This is a genomic window from Pseudoalteromonas sp. 20-92 (genome assembly GCF_030847595.1).
Lineage (GTDB): Bacteria > Pseudomonadota > Gammaproteobacteria > Enterobacterales > Alteromonadaceae > Pseudoalteromonas > Pseudoalteromonas fuliginea.
The window spans coordinates 367712-385379 of the sequence record NZ_JANJGQ010000001.1; the positions used below are offsets into that span (position 1 = coordinate 367712).

17 protein-coding genes are annotated in these 17668 nt (G+C 38.3%); 5 read left to right on the forward strand and 12 right to left on the reverse strand.

Features of this window, described 5'->3' with window-relative positions:
• Positions 1-5: 5 nt before the first annotated feature.
• Together NRL14_RS01510 and NRL14_RS01515 are read right to left on the reverse strand one after the other, a co-directional pair.
• On the reverse strand, positions 6-1838 hold the full coding sequence (locus NRL14_RS01510) for a DEAD/DEAH box helicase (protein ID WP_306723813.1): 1833 nt from the start codon (positions 1836-1838) through the stop codon (positions 6-8).
• 160 nt (positions 1839-1998) lie between these two features.
• Positions 1999-2262, reverse strand: coding sequence for a GrxA family glutaredoxin (locus NRL14_RS01515; protein ID WP_007585470.1), 264 nt, complete (start codon positions 2260-2262; stop codon positions 1999-2001).
• Positions 2263-2601: 339 nt separating this feature from the next.
• Here NRL14_RS01515 and NRL14_RS01520 point away from each other — a divergent pair, with 339 nt between their 5' ends.
• Positions 2602-3561, forward strand: a complete 960-nt coding sequence (locus NRL14_RS01520) for a response regulator (protein ID WP_306723814.1) — start codon at positions 2602-2604, stop codon at positions 3559-3561.
• Between the two features lie 101 nt (positions 3562-3662).
• On the opposite strand, the gene NRL14_RS01525 is transcribed toward NRL14_RS01520, so the two are convergent.
• Positions 3663-4898, reverse strand: coding sequence for a helix-turn-helix transcriptional regulator (locus NRL14_RS01525; protein ID WP_306723815.1), 1236 nt, complete (start codon positions 4896-4898; stop codon positions 3663-3665).
• Positions 4899-5097: 199 nt separating this feature from the next.
• Here NRL14_RS01525 and NRL14_RS01530 point away from each other — a divergent pair, with 199 nt between their 5' ends.
• Positions 5098-5658, forward strand: a complete 561-nt coding sequence (locus NRL14_RS01530) for an outer membrane beta-barrel protein (protein ID WP_306723816.1) — start codon at positions 5098-5100, stop codon at positions 5656-5658.
• Between the two features lie 54 nt (positions 5659-5712).
• On the opposite strand, the gene NRL14_RS01535 is transcribed toward NRL14_RS01530, so the two are convergent.
• Positions 5713-7137: a sugar porter family MFS transporter gene (locus tag NRL14_RS01535; protein ID WP_149605926.1), complete on the reverse strand. Its 1425-nt coding sequence runs from the start codon at positions 7135-7137 to the stop codon at positions 5713-5715.
• Positions 7138-7571: 434 nt separating this feature from the next.
• Between NRL14_RS01535 and NRL14_RS01540 the strand changes: the two genes are divergently transcribed.
• The gene (locus NRL14_RS01540) at positions 7572-8027 is read left to right on the forward strand and encodes a hypothetical protein (protein WP_182696031.1); all 456 of its coding nucleotides are present in this window, start codon (positions 7572-7574) and stop codon (positions 8025-8027) included.
• Between the two features lie 62 nt (positions 8028-8089).
• Positions 8090-8833 carry a competence protein CoiA gene (locus NRL14_RS01545; RefSeq protein WP_306723817.1) on the forward strand — a complete coding sequence of 248 codons (744 nt, stop codon included), beginning with the start codon at positions 8090-8092 and terminating at the stop codon, positions 8831-8833.
• Positions 8834-8935: 102 nt separating this feature from the next.
• On the opposite strand, the gene NRL14_RS01550 is transcribed toward NRL14_RS01545, so the two are convergent.
• On the reverse strand, positions 8936-9430 hold the full coding sequence (locus NRL14_RS01550; RefSeq protein WP_182749241.1) for a dual specificity protein phosphatase family protein: 495 nt from the start codon (positions 9428-9430) through the stop codon (positions 8936-8938).
• An 89-nt stretch (positions 9431-9519) separates the two neighbouring features.
• On the opposite strand from NRL14_RS01550, the gene NRL14_RS01555 reads away from it, so the two are divergent.
• The gene (locus NRL14_RS01555) at positions 9520-11718 is read left to right on the forward strand and encodes an exonuclease domain-containing protein (protein WP_306723818.1); all 2199 of its coding nucleotides are present in this window, start codon (positions 9520-9522) and stop codon (positions 11716-11718) included.
• 53 nt (positions 11719-11771) lie between these two features.
• On the opposite strand, the gene NRL14_RS01560 is transcribed toward NRL14_RS01555, so the two are convergent.
• The 7 genes from NRL14_RS01560 to dinG all read right to left on the reverse strand — a co-directional run bounded on the left by NRL14_RS01560 (position 11772) and on the right by dinG (position 17645).
• Entirely contained in the window at positions 11772-12647 is an 876-nt protein-coding gene (locus NRL14_RS01560; RefSeq protein WP_306723819.1) for a DMT family transporter, read from the reverse strand.
• A 174-nt stretch (positions 12648-12821) separates the two neighbouring features.
• Positions 12822-12974, reverse strand: a complete 153-nt coding sequence (locus NRL14_RS01565) for a DUF2496 domain-containing protein (RefSeq protein ID WP_007378179.1) — start codon at positions 12972-12974, stop codon at positions 12822-12824.
• Positions 12958-13239, reverse strand: coding sequence for a late competence development ComFB family protein (locus NRL14_RS01570; protein ID WP_008138519.1), 282 nt, complete (start codon positions 13237-13239; stop codon positions 12958-12960). The genes NRL14_RS01565 and NRL14_RS01570 overlap by 17 nt, the downstream gene beginning before the upstream one ends.
• A gap of 51 nt (positions 13240-13290) precedes the next feature.
• Positions 13291-14184, reverse strand: a complete 894-nt coding sequence (locus NRL14_RS01575) for a histone deacetylase (protein WP_306723820.1) — start codon at positions 14182-14184, stop codon at positions 13291-13293.
• The gene (locus NRL14_RS01580; protein ID WP_008138518.1) at positions 14184-14792 is read right to left on the reverse strand and encodes a primosomal replication protein; all 609 of its coding nucleotides are present in this window, start codon (positions 14790-14792) and stop codon (positions 14184-14186) included. The genes NRL14_RS01575 and NRL14_RS01580 overlap by 1 nt, the downstream gene beginning before the upstream one ends.
• Before the next feature lies 1 nt (position 14793).
• Positions 14794-15570, reverse strand: coding sequence for a TSUP family transporter (locus tag NRL14_RS01585; RefSeq protein ID WP_007378183.1), 777 nt, complete (start codon positions 15568-15570; stop codon positions 14794-14796).
• A complete protein-coding gene (gene dinG, locus NRL14_RS01590; protein WP_149615388.1) occupies positions 15570-17645 on the reverse strand; it encodes an ATP-dependent DNA helicase DinG in 2076 nt (691 codons plus the stop codon). Before dinG ends, NRL14_RS01585 begins: the two co-directional genes overlap by 1 nt.
• Positions 17646-17668: the final 23 nt, after the last annotated feature.

Sequence of the window (17668 nt, forward strand, 5' to 3'; positions counted from 1 at the left end):
GTTGCTTATTTAGCTGTGAAGCTTACAGGGCGACGTTCTTTACGAGGACCGCTGCGCTTATCACCGCGTGCGCCGTCATCTTTATTAAAGCTGCGTTTCTTATCACCAGCTGGACGCTCAGAGCGTTCGCCACGTGGTTCAGCAGGGCCTTGATCAGTGGTAATTGTTAAGCCCATAGGGCGTTTACAAATAAACACTTTTTGGAAATGATCAAGTACATCTTTAGGCATGTTTTGCGGTAATTGAACCGTGCTGTGATTGTCGTGTAGACGAATATCACCAATAAACTTGCTTGAGATGTCAGCTTCGTTAGCGATAGCGCCAACAATGTTTTTAACCTGAACACCATGTTCACGACCTACTTCGATACGGTAAGTATCCATAGGACCTGCATCACGACTGTTACGTTCGCGAGGTTTACGCTCAGCGCGCTCTCCACCACGTTCGTTACGACGTCCACGGTCACCACGATCGTTGCGTGAATTACGGTCGTTACGCTCGTTACGTTCACGAGGTTGAATCTTAACTTCTTCAACTTTAATTGGCGACTGTTGCTGTGCTAAACACAGTAACGCACCCGCTAAGCTTTCAAGAGGAAGGTCAAGTTTTTCAGCCATGTTAGTAGCTACTTCATTGAAGAACGTGATGTCTTTGTTTTCAAGCGCAATAGTTAATTTTGCTTGTAACGCTTCGATACGTTTTTCTTCAACAATTTTTGCTGTAGGTAATTCAACTTGAGCAATTTCAGACTTTGTATGACGAATGATATTTTTAAGTAAATAACGTTCGTTATGTTTTACGAATAAGATTGCTTTACCAGTACGACCAGCACGACCTGTACGGCCGATACGGTGAACGTAGGCTTCAGAATCTTGTGGGATATCGTAGTTGATAACCAAGCTTAAACGGTCAACATCTAGACCACGTGCTGCTACATCAGTTGCAATAACAATGTTTAGCATGCCACTTTTTAAGCGGTCTACAGTGCGTTCACGTGCTTGCTGGTTCATGTCACCGTTAAGTGGAGCAGCAGAGAAACCTTCGCGCTCTAATAACTCAGCAAGTTGTACTGTATCGTTACGTGTACGAACGAAAACAATAGCACCTTCATATTGCTCAGCTTCTAAGAAGCGAACAATTGCTTTATTTTTATGTACGCTTGCATTCCAAAACACTTGCTCAACAGATGATACTGTCGAGTTACGCGCAGAAATATGAACCTGTTCAGGATTGTTCATATATTTGCTGCTGATGTTTTGAATTTGCTTAGGCATAGTCGCAGAGAAAAGACATGTTTGCTTTTCGCGCGGAGTTTTTTCCATGATGTTTTCTACATCATCGATAAAGCCCATACGTAACATTTCATCGGCTTCATCAAGTACAAGTGCTTGTAGAGCATCAAACTTGATAGTGCCACGGTTAATGTGATCGATTAAACGACCTGGAGTTGCAACAATAACCTGAGCGCCACGACGAAGTGCGCTTAATTGGATACTGTAGCTTTGGCCACCATAGAGTGCCAATACTTCAATACCACGAACATGTTTAGCATATTGTTCGAATGCCTCAGCAACTTGGATCGCAAGCTCACGTGTTGGTGTGAGTACAAGGATCTGTGGCTGTTTCACAGACGGGTCAATATTATTTAGTAATGGCAGTGCAAATGCTGCGGTTTTACCTGTACCCGTTTGAGCTAGTCCCAGTACGTCCTTTCTTTCTAGCAATAACGGTATACATTGAGCTTGGATTTCAGATGGTGTCTTGTAACCCAACTCTTCAACTGCCTTCAAAATTGCAGGAGAAAGATTTAGAGATTCAAACGTGACTGGTTCTGACATTAATACGCCTCAACGAATTTAAAGAGGCGCGCATTATATAGGATTCGCGAGGCAAATGCTTGTATAAATTGAAACTAATTTCTATGTGTTTGATGTTGGTCGAAATTTAACCAGCCCAATATTGGGTTTATTGATCTGGTTAACATATTTAATACAAAGCTTATTTATACAAGCCTAGGTTTTCTTTTGCGTAGGCTTCAAATTCGGTAAATCCACCAATGTGATTTTGGTCTACAAAAATTTGCGGCACTGTTGGGCAAGGTTTGCCTGCTGACTTTTCAAGATCGGCCTTACTAATGCCTTCTTTAATTATATCGATGTAACGAAATTTAAAGTCATCACGTTCATTTGATAGTTGCTCCGCAACATCTTTTGCACGTACACAAAATGGGCAGCCTTCACGGCCAAAAATTACTGTTAGCATAATGCTCTCCTTTATTTGATTGATATCAGTTTAAATGATTAAAAAGTATTTTAAAGCGCAAAAAATCGATTGGACTGTTCTAATAAAGCATAAATACAGGAAGTCACCCCAATATGCTTCGCATTATGATTTTTAAAATGCGAATACGGCTAAAGTGTTTTTAATATTAATTTTTAAGTTATTGAATATAGTCAATAAAGAATGTTTATAAATGTGGCATGTAACTTGACTTAAGCTAAGTATACAAAGTTACATAAGGTATATATGAATACTCAAAGCCATATTTTAAAGATTATCCAAGGGGTAATAGGTAAATACTGCGAAACACAAGAGCGGTATATGTCAATTACTTTAATCAATGAGTTGCAATGCAGTTACGTATGTTTACATGCGCCTTATGAACACGTTTTAGCGCAATGCGAAAAATTTATTATTCCTGCTTTGAAGTCAGTAAATGATAATTTTGTGCTAAAAGTTAGAGCGAATACTTTAGGAGTTAATGTTTGCTATTGGATAGATGATGCTAACCAAGAAAATACATTTGATGTGCATGGTCTGTTAGTTACCAAACAACCTATTGATTTAGCACTTAAGCTTAATCAAAATGTTGGTGTTTTAACTGATTGCGAAACATTATTTAAAAGCTGTTCAATAATGTCAGCGCACACTCATGAGCTGTATGCTTTTAATTTTAGATTATACGAAGATACTTGTAATGAATTTCTACAACTCGAGGACTTACGACACTTAAATAGTCATTCTCTAATGCGAAAGCTGGATACTAACTTTTTAAAAAACAGTATAAAACTTTATGCTATTGGTAAAGTTGATGAACTAAATAAAGACATAGAATTATCAGGCAATGTGCTTGGATGGCCCTTTTTTGATACAGATTTGGTCGCTATTCGAACTGCATTGTATGCCCAAAAACGCTTGTCTGTATTAGTTGCTGACGATAGCTTACCAAGTCAAGTAGCGACTAAAGTGATGCTTGAAATGCTCGGTTGTTCGGTAACATGTGCAGATAACGGTGCTAGTGCTTTAACGCTAGCTTTAAATAATCAATTTGATTTACTGCTTTTAGATGAATGTATGCCAGAAATATTTGGCAGTGATGTAGCGCAGCAGTTAGTAAGCAAAAGTACTTTAAATACTGATACACCAAAAGCTATCTTGTCGGGTCTCACAGATGATGTTCAAATAGCAAAATTATTTAAAAAAGGCATTACGCATTATTTACAAAAACCAGTCACAAAAGCGGATCTGGAAAAATTTATTAAGCCTTGGCAGCTTAATTAAATTAGCCGGCTAATAAGTGAGTTTTTACAAATGAGTGCAATAAAACTACATAACCTGAACTCTGGTTAAGAGATTTACTAACATATTGAAAATATACTAGCTTAGCTTAGCTTAGTTAACCATGGCTGCCAAAGCGGGAGTGAGAGCTGAGTTAGTGTGTTTTCGATATGAGTTAATTTTTCAGATGCCTTGTGCATCTCACCTTGCTCTATATTTATTAAATAAAGTTGATATATAGCAAAGGTGTTAGGGACTGTAGCGGTGTTACAAATTTTGTTTAGTGCGTTTAAAGAAACCGCGAATTTTGAACTGTTCCCAGTTTTTCGGTAAATAAATAATGAGATACACAACAAGCTCGGTAGTGCAATATCTTCGTCACTTACTAAGGCAATACTCTGGGCTATAAGTTGCTTTGCAAGTACATAGTTTGCGTTTGTGCAATGAATAGCGGCTAAGTATCCTTTTGATACCGCAACACAGCGATTATACCCAGATAGATTGGCTACGTTTAGTGATTTAGCGCAAAGTGTATACGCTAATTCAATATCGCCTTGTAACAAATAACACGCGCCGAGCAGCTGTAAAGCGGTACTCTTAAATAGATTCTTTTCTATTGAATCGGTTGTTATATCACATTCGTTTAAGCATAAATTAGCTGATTGGATTGCAGCGTTTATATCACCAGAATATAAATAGAAAAGTGCATTTGTGCTGTAATAGTGAGCCTTTTCTTGGTTCGCGTGTTGTAATGTGGCATTACATATTACTAAATAATGGTGTGATCTTTTAAACTCACAAGAGAATAGTAAAGTAATTGCAGTGCCTAAATTAGCAGAAAACACTAACGGAAGATCATTCACTTTAATTGCTTTATTAAGGCCTTTATAAAAATATTGTAGTGCTTTTTCATATTGACGATGAATAAGCGCGGCATAACCAAGTTTAATATAGAAGTTGGCCACAATAGCGCTTGGTAATGCGGAGTGAAATGTTGATTTAATTAAAGAAATAGCGAGCTTAATCTTACTGCTGATCATTAATTCATACAAAAGCCCATCGTTATGCAATTCATTTACTAAAATATCTCGGTTCTCTTCACTAGGGTAAATATCCACCTCTGAACGGGCAATCAAGCTTCCTTTTTCACAATTTAAAGCACTCGCAAGCTTATTTAAATTACTCAAACGTATTCTTGTAACTGAGCCATTAAGCCATCGGGTAAGGGTTTTTTCGCTTACACCTATTTGATTGGCAAGCCATAAATGCTTTATCGATTGCTCTATTATATATTGCTGTAATTGCCCTCGATTTAGAAGGGCAGTTTTTGAATTGTTCAATTGTCACTCTTGTAAGTCGGTATTAAATATTTTACGGCTTAGGAGGGATTTCAATTTTGACAAAAGGTTTCCTAACGCAATACATAAAATGTCCGGTTATGTCCGTGGATTAATTTGGGTACGCTTAATATCATATATTGAACACACCCTTGGAGCAACAAAGTGTCGTTTTAAGGTCAACTCAATATTGGATAATAAAATGAAAAAAATAATCACACTCAGTGCATTTACATTGTTAATGAGTAGTTTTACTACACATGCCAATGAGGCTCAAATAAGAATGGGCGTTGAGCTTGGTACAGGAAAAATAAAAGTAGATAAAGATTTTGCAATTTTAAAAGAAGATTTTGACACCGACGGGTTTTCGCTTGGTTATATACTCGGTTATAAGTTTGAAAACAATGTAGTCACAGAGGCTAATTTAGCCTATACATCAAGTGATGTATTATTTGGTACTTTTGATAGTTACGAAACGTATGAATTTAAGGCAATGATAGGGTATTCATTTGATTTAGCAACACACTTTAGGGTTGTGCCAATGGTTGGGTTATCGCGCTGGGAATTAGACACTAAACAAGGTTTTTTTTTAAACCCAGGTCCTGAGGCAAAAGAGGAATTTTCAGGAACTGATTTTACTTATAAAGTAAGATTTGAAGTACCGCTGGGTGATCTGGTTTTACTTTCACTTTCGTATGCGAGTACTGAAGTTGAGTTCGGCCGCAATGAAACAACTCAATTGGGTGTATTATTTGAGTTTTAAAGCTCGTAGCTAAATGGCGAGTAGCCTCGCCATTACTGACTATGTAGATTGATATTACATAGATTCGAGCGTTTTACCGCGTGTTTCTTTTATGTATTTAACAACAAAAAATATACTTATAAATGCCGATAACGCATAAAAGCCATAAGCGCCAGCAAGGCCAATATTGGCCAGCATAATAGGGAAGGTCATGGTAATGGCAAAGTTAGCAATCCACTGCGCACTAGCCGCAACAGCAAGCGCTGCCCCACGAATACGGTTATTAAACATTTCGCCTAATAATACCCACACAATTGGGCCCCAACTTAAGCCAAAAAATACCACAAATAAGTTGGCCATAATAAGCGCAAACGTACCCATGTTATCGCTAAGTGCAAGTTTGCCTGCTTCATCAAGGCCTGCACTGCCAAATATATAAGTAAGCGCGCTTAAGCTCATAAACATACCAATACTGCCTACTAATAGCAGTGGTTTACGGCCAATCTTGTCAACTAGGGCAATGGCAATAAAGGTTGATACAATATTAGTAGTGCCTGCGAGCACATTTATAAATAACGATTGCGACTCGTCAAACCCAGCGGCTTGCCAAAGCTCAGAGCCGTAATAAAATACCACGTTAATACCCACAAATTGCTGAAATACACTCAGTGCCACACCCACCCAAACAATTGGGTGTACTTTTTTACTGTTATCAATAAATAAATCACGAATACTTGGCTTTTTATCGCTATGCAAAGAGCCTTTAACATCGCTTATTTGCGCATCAACATTGTCGTTCGAAATTTTACTAAATACCGCTTTTGCATCATCCACTTTACCTTGCGCCACTAAATAACGAGGCGATTCCGGAATAAACAAAACACCCACTAAAAATAACACAGCAGGCACAAGCTCAGCCCAAAACATCCAGCGCCAAGCGGCTATATCAAGCATTAAAATATTTTGTGCGCTGCCTGCTGCATCAGCAATTAAGTAGTTACTTAAAAAAGCAGCAAATAAACCCAGTACAATAGCGAGTTGTTGTAGTGTAGCTAAACGACCACGAAGGGCTGGTGGCGCAACTTCAGCAATGTAAGCTGGCGCTAATACCGATGCCGCACCAATACCTAAACCACCAAATAAACGGTAAAAAATAAACTCCGCAGAGCTTTCGCTAATGCCCGAACCAAATGCACTAATGGCAAAAATAATCGCAGTGATGATCATAATTGCACGGCGACCAAACTTATCAGCCAGCGGCCCCGCAGCAAGCGCACCTAGGGCGCACCCTAATAACACAGACGCTACATTAAAGCCCGTAGCCACACTGCTTGAATTAAATGCATTACCTAGCGCCGACACCGTGCCGTTAATAACGCCTGAGTCAAAACCAAATAAAAAGCCACCAATAGCAGCCACGGCAGAGATAAAAATTACGTAAAAAAGAGAGGTGTTTTCAGCTGTGTTGGCTGAGTGGGAAGGCGGTGTGTGCGTTGTCATTATATGCCCTGAAAGTTAATTTAAATTCAAAGGAGCATAATATCGTAAAGCGTTATGGTTGAATACATTTGTGCAGATACAAAGGGTTTGGCGAGTATAAATTAAGTTGTTTTTAAAGGTTTCAACTTAATGGCTTTAATTTAAAGGTATTAGCTTACCGGCGTTACTTTAAAATTAAGTTACTGCCTTTTTAGATAACACAGACTGAATTTTAATAAATAGTATGCTTTGTATAGGAAGTGTCTGTTGAATCAATGTTACGGTTTTTTACCACTTTGGTGCTTTTTGCAATTGCGTAACCTGTTCGTAAGTTAGGTAATTGTTTACAGGTGGTTATTTGGTGGTTAAAGTGAATGCATTATAAAATGGGGACGTCTGTCGGTTTATAAAGCGTCAAATGTCGTAGATTAAATTGTCATATTTATAGAGATACCATGTCTGTAATTCGTAGCTCAGTTTTTCAAATCATTTTTAAATCAATTTTTTTACTATCATTTAACTGTATCGGATTCTTTGCAATATATGCTGGCGCTATTTTATTCCTTAGCGAGAGCAATACTTCGTTATCGCCAAATGAACAACTTTTGGCGTTAATTCTCGCTTTGGTTACAACATCTATTTTTGCTTGGTGGATGGTACTCAGCTTTCGGCAATACGAAATCAAAATAGACAGTGAAGTAATCCTACTTAAAGGATTATCTGGCTGGAAAAAAATTGACAAAACTTTTCCACTCTCCGATCTTGATGGTGCAGAATTAGGAACGGATTTAGCTCTATTTAAGGGGGAAAAATTGGTGGCGAAACTTTCAATGGTTTCTATAGCATTTGACAATCATTCGCTAAATAAAAGTATTACAAAAACTTTACCCGCTCCTGAATTGGTTAAATAAATATAACAAGCCAATCCAGCAGCGGCTGATTGAGGCATTATACAACCGAGTGTTATGTACTTATGAAATTTTCATTAGTTGACGGATTTAAGCAAGCTCCTCTGCCTAAGATGAAAGGAGTTTGTATATATTGTGGTAGCCCAACCGTAGCAAAGTGTGGTTCAAAAATTAGATGGCATTGGGGGCACAAGGTAAAATGTAGTTGTGATCCTTGGTGGGATAATGAATCCCAATGGCATCGAGATTGGAAAAATCATTGGGAAGATCATAATCAAGAAATAGTATACTTTGATAAAAGTGGTGAAAAGCATATTGCAGATGTTGTTAATGAGCAGAATATTGTAATTGAATTTCAAAACTCCCCAATGTCTGAAGCTGAGTTGAAATCAAGAGAGGATTTCTACGGAGATATGATTTGGGTAATAAATGGTCGTAATCTAGCGAAAAACATAAAATTAAGTGCGATGCTTCCTGATCCTCTGCATGAATCAATGGAAGATATATCTATTCATTCAAGTAATCATAAAACTCATTTCGTTTATTCTTTTATTTTTGAGTATCGAGGTCCGAATGAGTTAGTAGAAATACATAGCTCAGATAAAATAGATGGAATAATTAAATCCACGCATGTAGGACACTTCCTCTTTGAGTGGAAAAGGCCTAGATATGTTTGGTTTAAAGCAACAAAACCAGTTTATTTGGACTTTGGACAAGGTGTCATCTGGCAATTAATGCGTTTTAACAATTATAGTAGTTTCTGTATTAAGGCATGTATTAAAAATGATTTCTTGGCAAAGTTTAAATGAGTTGCATAACAAGTGATCAATCTTATCAGTGCTAATTCATTACAGGCTATAAATAGAATTATTAGCACTATTTATAGTGCTAAATCCTCCGAAATTTCTGTCTTACACCTCAAAATTCTCAAAGTACTCTTTTTGCAATTCTATAGTGAGTGCTTTAGGGCGAATGCCTTGTACTAGGCTGTATACTTCTTCTTTTGTGTAACCTGCCGAATTTAAAATAAGCGCAGCGACCAACCCTGTGCGGCCAGTGCCGCCTTTGCAATGTATGGCAATGGTTTGTTTGTGTTGTATGGCCTGTAATATGTCGATTTTGTGGGTGTTCCATCTTGAAATAAAAGGCTGTTTTGGTGCTTCGTCGTCATTTATAGGTAAATGAAACCAGGTTATATCGTGTTTTTTGCACTCATTATTAATTGTTTCTACGTTGTTTTTTTCAAGCTCCTTTTGCGGCATAAGTGAAAGCAGCATGTGAGTTTTAGCAGCTTTTAATGTAGCGATTGAATCAGCTAGGTTTTGTGTTTTTGTGCCTGGGCAAGGCGTAAAAATAATATTTGCGCCGTTATTGAGTGATAAAACATCGTACGGATGCGCGCTCATGGTAAGTCCTTTATTTTTAATGAATTTACTTTAATAAGCTCACTATAGCGTGTTTTAGTTACAAGTTTAAGATTGAATAATAAGCATAAATGCTGGATACTGTTTTTATATACAGTTGTGGCGATATTATGAAAAAAGAATTACCAGCAAAATACTATTTAGCGCATTTTAGAGAGCTTATTGAGTTTGTAACAAGTAAATGTATGCATTTACTTGAGCCCAAACACAGCGAATTTATTAGTAAAATTAATCAGCTAGATGAGCAAAGCCAATGCATGTTGGCGCGTGTGTACTCGCGAAAGCCTTATTTAGTGCAGGCGCAATCGCTTAATTATGAAGAAATAACCTCGCCGCATCAGGCTATTTATACGCTAAAAAAAGCGGGTATTTTATTTGAGCCAAACGAGCAGCATTATTCGCAGCTTTTAGCGCACTTAACTAAGCCTTCTTTGGTTGAGTTGCTAAGTAATTACAGTGAGCAAATAAGCTTTAAAAAGAGCGCCGCTAAAGGCGAGCTGGTGGATATTGCACGTGAGTTTTTTAAAGCGTGCCCACAAGAGCTTGCGCCACTTTATAGCCAGTATGTAATTAATAACCGCAGTGATTACTACGAGTATTTTGAGTTTTTATTTGCAGGCAAACTAAGCGGTGGTGATGTGAATCATCAAAACCGTTTTGTAATGCGAGACTTAGGCTTAACCGCTACGCGCGAAGGACACAGCGAGAGCTTGTCACGTTTTGAAACACTTGACGAAGCGCAATCAAACTATTTATTAAACCGTTACCGGTTAGCATTTAAAAATATAACAGATGAGAGCGACTATGTTGCTTTAGCGTCGCAGGTTTTAGTGCAAGCTGCACATGGTGTAATTGCCATTGTATTAAAAAACAAACTATTAGTTAGGCTTTATAGGCAGCTAAAAATAGTTGATAGCGAACTTGCTTTTAGTTTACTTGAAGGGTGCGTGGATGATAGCGAAGCACAAGAAATTCAAATAAGAGAGCAATACAGGCTTGGCAATAAGGAGTGGGTAAAAGCACGATTAGAAGCCATTATCGAAAACCCACTTACTGATGATTTACTTTATTTTGCTGACGATTTTTTAATGCGTAAGTTTAATAAAAAAACACGTTCGCGCTTAAGCGCCATGCTTGCCGACACTCAGTGCGTGCTAGAAATAGATGAACTGTACCGAGGTGAAGTAGAGCAGGGCGTAAACGATTATTATACTCGCCAAGGTATGGCTGTATTTAATACCGAAAACACGCTTTGGCAAAGTTTGTTTGGTTTAGTATTTTGGCATGAGTTATTTGTGGAGTCGCCTTATCCGCTATGTAATGAGTTTGATATTTATCCGCAAGTATTAAGGCTTGGTAATTTTTATGAAGCGCAGCAAACACAGATAAATGAGCGCTTAGCGCAGTGCCAAACGTCGCAAGCATTACTTAATTTAGTATGCAAACATGCAGCGCAATATTTTGAGCAACCTAACGGTTTGTTTAGATGGCGCAGCAATTTATTAGAGCCACTAGAAGCACTTATTTTAAACAGCCCACTTGAGGCATTAATTACTCATTTAACGGCTATGAGCAAACATTATTTACAGCTAAAAGACGGCTATCCCGACTTAATGGTCATTAATAATGGCCAAGTACATTTTGAAGAGGTAAAAGCCCCTGGCGATAAGCTTAGGCGCAACCAACTTACAACTATTGATAATTTAAAAAATGTCGGCTTTACAGTACATATTGCTGCGGTTAAATGGTTTGTAGATCCAAACCGTGTTTACAGTATCGTTGATATAGAAACCACCGGCGGCTTAAAAGGCGGTAACCGTATTACCGAAATAGGCCTTGTAAAAGTGCAATACGGTAAAGTAATTGATAATTGGACGAGCTTAGTTAACCCCGAGCGCCATATACCTGGCTTTATTACGTCATTAACCGGTATTAGCGACAGTATGGTTTACAACGCGCCTGTATTTGCCGATATAGCCAAGCCGCTATTAGATAAACTCGCAGGCAGTATTTTTGTAGCCCATAACGTGAACTTTGACTACGGCTTTATTAAAAAAGAATGCGAGGTTGCAGGGCACTTTTTTAAAATGCCAAAAATGTGCACCGTGGTTGAATCGCGCAAAGCGTTTAAAGGCTTAAAGTCGTATTCGCTTGGCAATCTCTCATCGCATTTTAATTTAAATTTAACGAGCCATCACCGCGCATTGGCCGATGCAACCGCTACTGCTGAGTTGTTGTTACTTATTCAGCAATCCCAAATTAGTGAATAAGCAGTAAATCTTGACGCAAGAAGTAGTATGCAATTTTAAGCACTTAGCTTACTTTAGCTAAGTGCTTTTTTTCGTGGTAAAAATCCAGTTACAAGCATCGTACCTATAATTACAAATAATGCGCCGAGTAACGTATTTGGCCCAATTTGCTCATCTAAAATTAAATGTCCCCAAAAAATGCCAAATAGTGGAATTAAAAACGTGACTGTTAACGCCGATGTAGGGCCTATATCGTCGATTAATTTAAAAAATAAAATATAAGCAAGTGCGGTACACACTACTCCTAATACGAGTACACCTAGCATAACGTTGGTGCTTGGTATTTCTCGTATTGGCATAAATAAGATAAGCGGTAATACCATAAAGCTTGAAGCCCACATTGAGCCATGGGCGTTATCAAATGGGGCCAGTTTAGGCGCGTTTTTAGTATAATGCGATGCAATGGCATAGCAAAGTGATGCGCTTAATGCCGCTACTATGGCCAAAATTGATTGGCTATTTAATACAAAATGATTTTGCCCAACAAGTATTGCAACACCTATCAAACCCAGCAGTAAACCAAGCACCATACTTTTGGTCGGCTTTGTTTTTGTCCATAAAATTCCAACTACAACACCCCATATTGGTGTTGTAGAATTTAAAATTGAGAGTGTGGATGCGCTGATAGTTTGAGCTGCGTAAGCAAAAAATAAAAACGGCAGAGCTGAATTAAACGCGCCTATAATAAAAAAGTGTTTTTTGTGTTCAGTAAAGGCTAAGTGGCGCTTTAAGTACAACGCCACAATAAAGAGGGTAAGTGCGGCAAAGCCTACTCTAAACTCAATTAATACCGCAGGCCCTAAACTATTGGCGGCCATTCGCATAAATAAAAAAGAAGCGCCCCAAATAGCGGCCAGAAAAAATAATCGCAGTAAGCTTGCTAAGGTCATGATAGTATTTTAATTATGCTGATTGGTTTTTAGAATAACAGGGTTTATAAAAAGTGTAAGCCATATTCGGAACCGGCATATAAAAATAATAAACCAAGGCTAATAAAGAAAAGTTAATTGTGAGAAATACGAAGAGACTGTAACTACTTATCCAATTGAGCATGCTAAATAAAGTTAACTTTCGGTTCGCTTCTTTTCAAAGTCGCTTTTAACTATTTCAAGTGCTTTTAGTACTTCTTCTGGAGCAACATCATGTTGCTCTAATATCATAATTAAATCTACTGCAAGTTTAATATATGTTGGAGCTTGATCAAGTGGGTTGGTCATGGTGCTTTTTCTTTTTAGAAATTTGACTAATAGCCACATCAATCGCAGTTTGTACGCGTTCTTCCATATGTGTACGTTCGGCTTGTGGTAAGTAAAATGCCATGTCTACGTCATAGCGAATATATCTTGGTGGCAGTTGGTTTAGTACAGTACAGCAAAAGTCAGCCATTACATCTTCGTTGTATTGTCCATCAAGTTTTCTTTTAATTATTTCTTCTAGAACAATTTTTTCGTAAAAGTTGTGTATATCGTCATGTAATCGCATATTCCTATCACTCTTTGTTAATCCATTTAATTGAGTTTATACCAAGGCTTACTATAAATCGATAGCGGCTTTAAATAGTTGTTTATGTACATTAACTAATGAGGTTAAATTACGTTGATAACCACCGCCAAGGCTGCACATGAGTGGTATTTTCTGTTGTTTACAAAAATTGAGAACAAAAAAGTCACGTTTATATACGCCATTGAGCGATACATTTAATAACCCTAACTCATCTTTTTCGTAAATATCTGCGCCAGCATTATATAAAATAATATCGGGGTTATGAATACGCACGCAAAAATCGAGTGCTTGTTTTAATGTAGTGAGGTACTCAGCGTCGGTTGTTTTAGCGGGTAATGCAAAATCGTAAGTGGATTGCTGTTTATTACGAGGAAAATTTTGCTCACAATGAATTGAGCAGGTAATAATTTGGTCATGATTTTGAGTGATTTGTGCTGTGCCATCGCCTTGGTGTACGTCGCAATCAAAAATTAAAACAGTGTCGGCTTGCTCTGTATTTATTAAATGTGCTGCTGCAATAGCTAGATCGTTAAAAATACAAAAACCGCTACTGTAATCACTGTATGCATGATGATAGCCACCACTTAAATTAGCCGAAAAACCATGTTTTAGCGCGTGTTCACTACTTTGGATGCTTGCCCCAACTGATAGTAATGTGCGCTCTACCAATTCATTTGAATAAGGAAAGCCCATTTTTTTTATGGCTTTATTGCTAAGCGTGCCGTTTAAAAAGTTATTTATATAAGTTTGATTATGGCAAAGCGAAAGCTGAGCAGGCGTTGCTTTTATAGGTGAAGTAAAATTATTGGGAGTTAAGCCTAGTCCTTCAATTTCTGCTTTAAGCTTTTGGTATTTTTGTATTGGAAAACGATGGCGCTCAGGAAGCGTTAAAGCAGAATATAGCGGGTGGTAAAAAAGCTGCATTAGCGTAATTGTTGTTTTTCGACTTGTTGAATTTTATCTTCGGTGGCAGAAATTGCTTTTCTGCAGCGGCCTAATCGAGCGTGTGTGCTTAATATTTCAAGGTTAAGCTTTTGTGCTTTAGCAGGCGAGGCTTTATCCATTTGCATTTTTCGCTCTTCAATCATGAGCACTAAACGGCGTTCAAACTCATGGTTTTGTTTTAATTCGTCGTAAAGCTCATGGGATGATTGCATTATTTTTTGCACAGCTTGCTTGTAAACGGTTTGCTTAGGGCGAGGTTTATAATGGCTTTTATTTTCTTTAACCCAAATAGGCGTTGATTTAATAACGTTGAATACGGCTTGTACTTGAGCTGCAATACGTTCAAGTGCGTAGGTGTATGCATGACGATGTTCGCTTGGCGGTAACCTTGACACTTCGTCTTCTATTTCTATTACGTAATCAACTAGGTTCATGCTTTTTGTGCTAAAAACTGCGCGGTCAAACAAGCTAGGTTGCGCTTGCATGTAACGATTTTTAGAAAAAAGTTTAGCTTTATCAAATTGCTCAGCTTGTTGTTTTAGCGTTGCAACTTGTTGGCGTAGTTTATCTAAAGCTGTAGGGTGCATATTAAAAGTAAGCCTCGTAAATTAGTTTTAATGCTAAAAGTATAACCATAGTATTAAAGACTGGGCGAATAAATTTGCTACCAAAACGTATTGCTGAATGCGCCCCAAACCATGCGCCTAGCATAATAAAAAAGCCCATTGTTATGCCAAGTAAAAAGTTTACATGGCCGAGTGCAACAAAGGTGATGAGCGATATAAAATTAGACACAAAGTTCATTGAACGCGCTAAGCCACAATTGAGTAGCAGGTTCATTTTGTAAAGCATGCCATTAGAAGCAGTCCAAAAAGTACCCGTACCTGGGCCTGCTAAACCATCAAAAAAGCCTAATGCTAAACCTTGTAGCCATTGTTTTATTTTCATCGCTTTGTTTAGTTTAGGAAGTTTATTACCTTCAGTGGTACTTAAATTACCAAATAAACTATAGCCAGCAACTAAAATAATAATAATTGGAAGTAGTTTGTTTAAAAAGTCGATACTTAAATGATCAACAATAACAGTACCTATCAATGCACCTATTGCGGTAGCAATAATAGAGGCTGCCCAAAACTTAGGACTAAATAAGTTCTTTTTATAGTATGTATAGCTTGCCGTTAACGAGCCAAAGCTTGCTGCTAGTTTATTGGTGCCTAATGTTAAATGTGGAGGTAAGCCAGCAGTTAATAAAGCGGGCACAGTTAACATGCCACCGCCACCGGCGATAGCGTCTATAAAACCTGCGGCAAGTGCAACAGCACATAAAACAGCCCAGGTTGTTGGATCGAGTGCGAGTTCAAACATTAATAATCTATTTGTCTTTTAAAAGGTGGTAGGGTGTCGAGCATGGCTTTACCGTATCGCTTAGTAACTAAGCGCCTATCGAGAATAGTAATACAGCCTTCATCACTCTCTTTTCGCAGCAGTCTACCACAGCTTTGTACCAATTTCTTTGCGGCGTCGGGCACGGTAATCGTTAAAAATGGGTTACCACCTTTGCTTTGTACAAATTCTGCTTGCGCTTCTTCTATCGGCGAAGTAGGTACAGCAAACGGAATTTTAGTGATTATTAAGTTCTCTAAATATTTACCAGGTAAATCAAGACCTTCTGAAAGGCTCTGGGTTCCAAATAAAATACTGCCTTTGCCTTCATCTACATTTTTGGTGTGTAATTTAAGTAACGCTTCTCGCGACATTTCACCTTGTACTAATAAGTTAAAACCTTTTGTTCTAAGAAACTTTGTTACGTGGTCCATTTGCCAGTAAGAAGCGAATAATACAAGGTTCGCTTTTTTATCATTTAGGTACTCTGGTAAAGTTTTAGCTAAGTGGTCACTAAAGTCTTTATCGGTAGGTTCTACTTTTGATACCGGAATACGTAAAGTGGCTTGTTTGGGGTAATCAAAAGGAGAAGGTACTTTAATAAATTTAACGCCTTCTTCTTTAGCAAGTCCTGTTTCGTAAGCAAAGTGATCAAACGAGCCCAGTGCACTTAATGTAGCTGAGCACAAAACAGCGCCCGCGCATTCTCGCCACAATTTATCTTTTAAGTAGTAACCGACCTCGATAGGGCAGTCGCTTAATAAGTGGTCGTGATGGCTTTTATATTCAAGGCGTTTTATCCACCGTGCATGAGGTGTACCTTCACCCTTTTTTGCGTAACTAAACCAAAGTTTGTTTAGTTGTTCTAACCGGTTTATGTATTGGCCACTTTCGCCTAGTATTGGGTCCGCAACGTACGGTTTTATATCGCCGTCGCTTACATCTTGGGTAAGGGTGTCGTGCATTTTGTTTAAACAGCGCAGTGCATCTTGCGTGGCTTCGCTTATGTCTTTAGCTTTACTGTGCAGCGATTCTGGGATCTCACCGTGTTCAAAGCGATAAGTATCGTCTTTTGAGTATTCAAAGTCGGCATTATCAAGAATATCGCGAACTACTTTTAAATCTTTATTTGCGTCATTAATACTGTCGCAAAGTTTAAAGTTTTGCCCAATGGCTCTTTGCCCCACTAAAACCTTCGCCATTTTTCCGCTAAACTTAGTGAGCTTATCAAGCCATTCTATTGTGCCTTTTATTGTGGCAGCAGCAGATGAAAAATCGCGTGTTATATGTGCTAAATGGTGCGCTTCATCAATAACGTAAATGGTGTTGTCGGGCTCTGGTAAAATTTTACCGCCGCCTAAGTCTAAATCGGCAAGTAGTAATGAGTGATTAATTACCAGTACGTCCATTTGCATCAATTGATTACGAGCAAGCTGAAACGGACACGTTTGATGGGCCTTCATTTGGCGCTGACACGAATGTTTATCGCACGCTATTAAGTTCCACACTCTATCGGGTACAGTATCGGCCCAGCTGTCTCTATCGCCTTGCCACTTTTTATTCACATAGGCGTTATATAGCTCATTTAAACACTTGGTTTCCATTGCGCTCAATGGTGAAGTAAGTGTTGGCATAAAGTCCATTTGTGTTTGGCTATCGCCGTTTACAGCATTATGCAATTTGTGAGCGCAAATATAACGATGACGACCTTTTACCAAATCAAATTTAAAGTCGAGGCCTGAATGCTTTTTAAAAAACGGGAGCTCTTTTGCTATTAATTGTTCTTGCAGTGCAACGGTAGCAGTCGAAATAACCAGTTTCTTTTTTTGTGCCAAGGCCAGTGGTAATGCACCTAAACAATAGGCAAGAGACTTACCTGTACCGGTGCCTGCTTCAATAACACATATGCGTTGTTTTTTGTGATAGTCGCCTGCGAGTGTTTTTGCTATTTCGGCAACAAGGTAGTTTTGGCTGCTGCGCGGACGGTAATCAGTTAGGTTATTAGCCACATGCTGGTGTACTTGCCTAATTGTTTTTTTTAGTGAGTCAGAAAGCATGGGATGATTTACCTAAAGTATGT